The 3,782-nt window shown below is 63.1% G+C and carries 6 protein-coding genes; all 6 read left to right on the top strand.

Annotation, left to right across the window (positions count from 1 at the left end):
- Nucleotides 1-239 precede the first annotated feature (239 nt).
- The 6 genes from U1E26_08110 (at nt 240) to U1E26_08085 (ending at nt 3,636) form a co-directional block, all read left to right on the top strand.
- Nucleotides 240-1,319 carry an IS110 family transposase gene (locus U1E26_08110; GenBank protein MDZ4169605.1) on the top strand — a complete coding sequence of 360 codons (1,080 nt, stop codon included), beginning with the start codon at nt 240-242 and terminating at the stop codon, nt 1,317-1,319.
- A 140-nt stretch (nt 1,320-1,459) separates the two neighbouring features.
- Nucleotides 1,460-1,885 carry a putative toxin-antitoxin system toxin component, PIN family gene (locus U1E26_08105; protein ID MDZ4169604.1) on the top strand — a complete coding sequence of 142 codons (426 nt, stop codon included), beginning with the start codon at nt 1,460-1,462 and terminating at the stop codon, nt 1,883-1,885.
- Nucleotides 1,882-2,118 carry a DUF6290 family protein gene (locus U1E26_08100; protein MDZ4169603.1) on the top strand — a complete coding sequence of 79 codons (237 nt, stop codon included), beginning with the start codon at nt 1,882-1,884 and terminating at the stop codon, nt 2,116-2,118. The genes U1E26_08105 and U1E26_08100 overlap by 4 nt, the downstream gene beginning before the upstream one ends.
- A gap of 168 nt (nt 2,119-2,286) precedes the next feature.
- Nucleotides 2,287-2,619 carry a type II toxin-antitoxin system RelE/ParE family toxin gene (locus tag U1E26_08095; protein MDZ4169602.1) on the top strand — a complete coding sequence of 111 codons (333 nt, stop codon included), beginning with the start codon at nt 2,287-2,289 and terminating at the stop codon, nt 2,617-2,619.
- Nucleotides 2,606-2,938 (top strand): helix-turn-helix transcriptional regulator, encoded by a 333-nt coding sequence (locus U1E26_08090; protein MDZ4169601.1) that lies wholly within the window; start codon nt 2,606-2,608, stop codon nt 2,936-2,938. Before U1E26_08095 ends, U1E26_08090 begins: the two co-directional genes overlap by 14 nt.
- Before the next feature lie 101 nt (nt 2,939-3,039).
- A complete protein-coding gene (locus tag U1E26_08085) occupies nt 3,040-3,636 on the top strand; it encodes a hypothetical protein (GenBank protein ID MDZ4169600.1) in 597 nt (198 codons plus the stop codon).
- Nucleotides 3,637-3,782 lie beyond the last annotated feature (146 nt).

Here is a 3,782-nt window from a genome sequence, read left to right as displayed (position 1 = left end):
TGCCCTCCGAGGGATGCCTGAAGTCCGCTTTCGGGTAGCCTCGGAATCGACGGCGAGGTGACCCGAAATGCATCTGTCGCCCGGCAGGGTTGACCGTCAGCTGTTATGTCCCCCGCCGCCGGATCCGAGGGGTCGCCGACGTGACCTGATAGGAGCCTGGCCAATAGGCCCCAGCTAAGGCGTGTCCGCCGTGCGATCCCCCCGATCGGAAAGGGTTTCTCCGACGGAAGGGGACGAACATGATCGTAATCGGCATCGACCCGCATATGAAGACCCACACCGCTGTGGCCGTTGACTGCGCGACGGGGGCGAGCCTCGGAACGCGGACCGTGACAGGCGACGGTCCCGGGCACGACAGGCTGCTCGCCTGGGCGCGTGGCCTCGGGCAGGACCGCTACTTCGCCATCGAGGACTGCCGTCACGTCTCGGGCAGACTCGAGCGCCACCTGCTCGGGAACGGTGAGCGCGTGGTCCGTGTCCCGCCCAAGATGATGGCGGGAGCGAGGTCGTCGGCTCGCACCTACGGCAAGTCCGATCCCATCGACGCGGCCTGCGTGGCCAGGGCCGCTCTGCGTGAGCCGGCTCTTCCCGAGGCATCCCTTTGCGGCCCCGAGCACGACGTGCGACTCCTCGTCGATCACCGCGACGACCTCGTTGACGAGCGCAAACGCATGCAGAAGCGTCTTCGTTGGCACTGTCACGACCTCGAGGTCGATCTCGAGATGCCGCCCCGTGTGCTCGACCGCTACGTGTGGCTGGACCGGCTCCGTGGCATCCTCGAGGCCCTGCCCGAGAGCATCCGTCGCCGCATCGCGCTGGCTGAACTCCGTCAGATCCGCGAGCTCACCGTCGAGGTCCGCGACCTGGAACGCGAGATTCGCGGACTCATGCGCGGGCTGGCGCCGGAGCTACTGGCGATCCCCGGTTGTTCTGCGATCCTCGCCGCTCATCTCGTCGGTCAGGTGGCCGGGTTCTCACGCTTCAGCGGCGAGGCGGCCTTCGCGATGCACGTCGGAGTGGCTCCGCTGCCGGTCTCCTCGGGCAAGTCGTGTCGTCATCGCCTGAATCGCTGTGGCAACCGCAAGCTCAACTCGGCGGTCCACATGATCGCCGTCACGCAGGCTCGGATGCACCCGCCGGCGATCGCCTATATGGAGCGCAAGCAGGGCGAGGGGATGAGCTACCGGGAGGCGCTCCGATGCCTGAAGCGACTGATCGCGAGGACGGTGTTCAAGACGATGCTGCGAACCGAGAGGGCCGCAGCGGGCACAGTCGTACATGCGGACTTCGCTACCGTTCTGGTTGCCCTCGCGGTGTAGAGTTGACATAGGAGCAACAGCAGACGGCGCAAGGCAGTCTGCTGAAGAGAGGCTATGGGCCGCTGCTCATGCCTCACACGTTAGGCATAGACGAGGGCCGTTGTGTTGACGCGAATTCTGGTATCGCCTATGATACCGTCATGAGCGAGCGAATCGTCATTGATACCAACATCGCCGTGGCCGGGCTGCGGAGTTCGCGTGGCGCCTCGCACCGTGTGCTCCAACTCATCGGCATTGGGCACTTCGATATCGCACTGTCGGTTCCGCTCGTTCTGGAATATGAGGATGCCCTCAAGCGGGAGGGCGCCGCACCCGGTCTTTCCACAGGGGACGTCGACGCGCTCATCCAGTACTGGTGTAGCGTGGCGCACCTTCAGGAGATCCACTTCCTGTGGCGTCCGGTACTCAGAGACCCGAAGGATGACCACATCCTCGAACTCGCGGTCGCTGCGGGCAGTGGCCTGATCGTCACCCACAACACACGCGATTTCGCACAGTCGCCTGCTTGGGGTGTCGAGGCCATTCGCCCAGGAGAGTTCCTAAGGAGAATAGGAGTCACATCATGAGTACGATTAGCCTGCGTCTACCTGAGTCGCTGCACAAGAAGGTACGTGAACTTGCCAAGGCGGAGGATGTTTCGATCAACCAGCTCATCACCACCGCGCTCGCGGAGAAGATGTCCGCGCTCATGACGGTGGACTACCTACGTGAGCGGGGTGCGCTCGGCGACAGGGCGGCCTACGACGCCGTCATGGCAAAAGTGCCAGATGTCGAGCCAGATGAAGGCGATGAACTGTAGGCGTCATGCCTAACCGGCGCATCGACACCGACAAACCGCGGCAGTCAGGTATTCTCGGCAGGAACGGTGCAGGGCCGCGGTTTGCGGGTCATGCGCAAAGACGTTCGACGGAGAGCGACATCGTCGCCTCGGGTTGAACGTAGTTAGCGTATATGCTAACCTCTGACCATGCCGTACACAGTCGACTACTTCAACAAGCGCGTCCGCGACGAGATTGAGTCGTGGCCGGTCGGCATGTTGGCCGACTACGCACGGCTGGTCGAGCTCCTGATTGAGTTCGGCCCCGATGTACGGATGCCACATTCGCGCGCGATGGGTGACGGGCTCTTCGAGCTCAGACCGCGCGGCCGTGAAGGCATCGGGCGAGCGTTGTACTGCTTCTTGGTCGGCCAGCAGGTGATGGTCTTGCATGGCTTCGTCAAGAAGTCGCAGGCCACCCCGAAACGTGACCTGGAGATCGCCCGCAGACGCTTGAAGGAGGTTCGCGATGGCCAAGAGTGAATACCGTCCGGTCTCGCACGATCACGAGACCTTTCTCGAGCGCGTGCGCCAGCGCAAAGGGTTCGACGAGGCGTATGACGAACTCGAGGACGAGTACCTGCTCGTACGCGAGTTGCTTTCCGCCCGCACCCACGCGGGGCTGACCCAAGAGGACGTCGCGGCTTCCATGGGCACCACGAAGAGCGCGGTCTCTCGCCTAGAGGGTGCCGGCAAGCATTCGCCTTCTGTGAACACGCTCAAGAAGTACGCTCGGGCAGTGGGCTGTGACGTGGAGATTCGGCTGGTTCCCGCTCCTCGTCGAACAAAGGCTTCGACCTGACACCCGCGGCCTGTGGTGTAGTCTAGGGTTGCAGCCGTTGAAGGCCGCAGCTGCAGGTCAAGCCTAATGCGTTAGATGCAGCTAAGCATGGGGGGTCGCCTGTGAACTTGCGTGACGGCGTCATTCGGCGCCTGCTGGTTCTCTACGGTACCTACGCGCTGGTGAACAACCTCACCTATCTCCTCGGTTACTACCTGCTCCCCGTAGGCTTACTGCGTGGGGGACCAGCGGTACGTGTCGTAGAGTCCGCCGTTTCCTTCGGTGGGACTCTCGCACTCACGCTGCTGTTCAACCTGGGTCTAGTCACGCTGGTCGGCGTCGGCGTCAACCTCTTCCGTGTGAAGGGCGTGTCCGTCGGCTACCTGTATCCGGTCTTCATGGGCGCGATGGCCGGGCTTGTCACCGGAACCGACTCGTTTGCGGCTGCGGATGCCATGCAGATGCCGCTTCGAGAGGGCATGGCCGCAGGCTTGTCGATCGGCGGAGCGGAGATGCTCGGCTACATCTGCGTGATTGCGGCGACCATGAAGTTCGGCGTCTACGAGTACCCGAGCTGGTTCCGCGGGAAAGCGGTCAAGACCGGTCGCATCAGCGACGTGAGGCTTGACCGCTCGGAGATCGCGATACTTGCTCTGGGTGTTGTGTTGCTTGTTGTGGGCGCCGTGCTTGAGACGCGGGATGCTTGGCGGGCTCTATGAGCGCGGCGCACCTGACTTCAAGTTTGAATCGCAACACTGAGCCTTTCTGAGGGCCTTCCTACGATTGTGCATAGCATTCCTCCGGGGTCCGGTATCCGAGCCGCTTCCGCGGCCGTGAGTTGAGCTTGGCGGCGATGGCATCGCAG

This window comes from Coriobacteriia bacterium (assembly GCA_034370385.1).
GTDB lineage: Bacteria > Actinomycetota > Coriobacteriia > Anaerosomatales > PHET01 > JAXMKZ01.
Note: the sequence above shows the minus strand (reverse complement) of the source record. Positions and strands in the feature narration are given on the sequence as shown.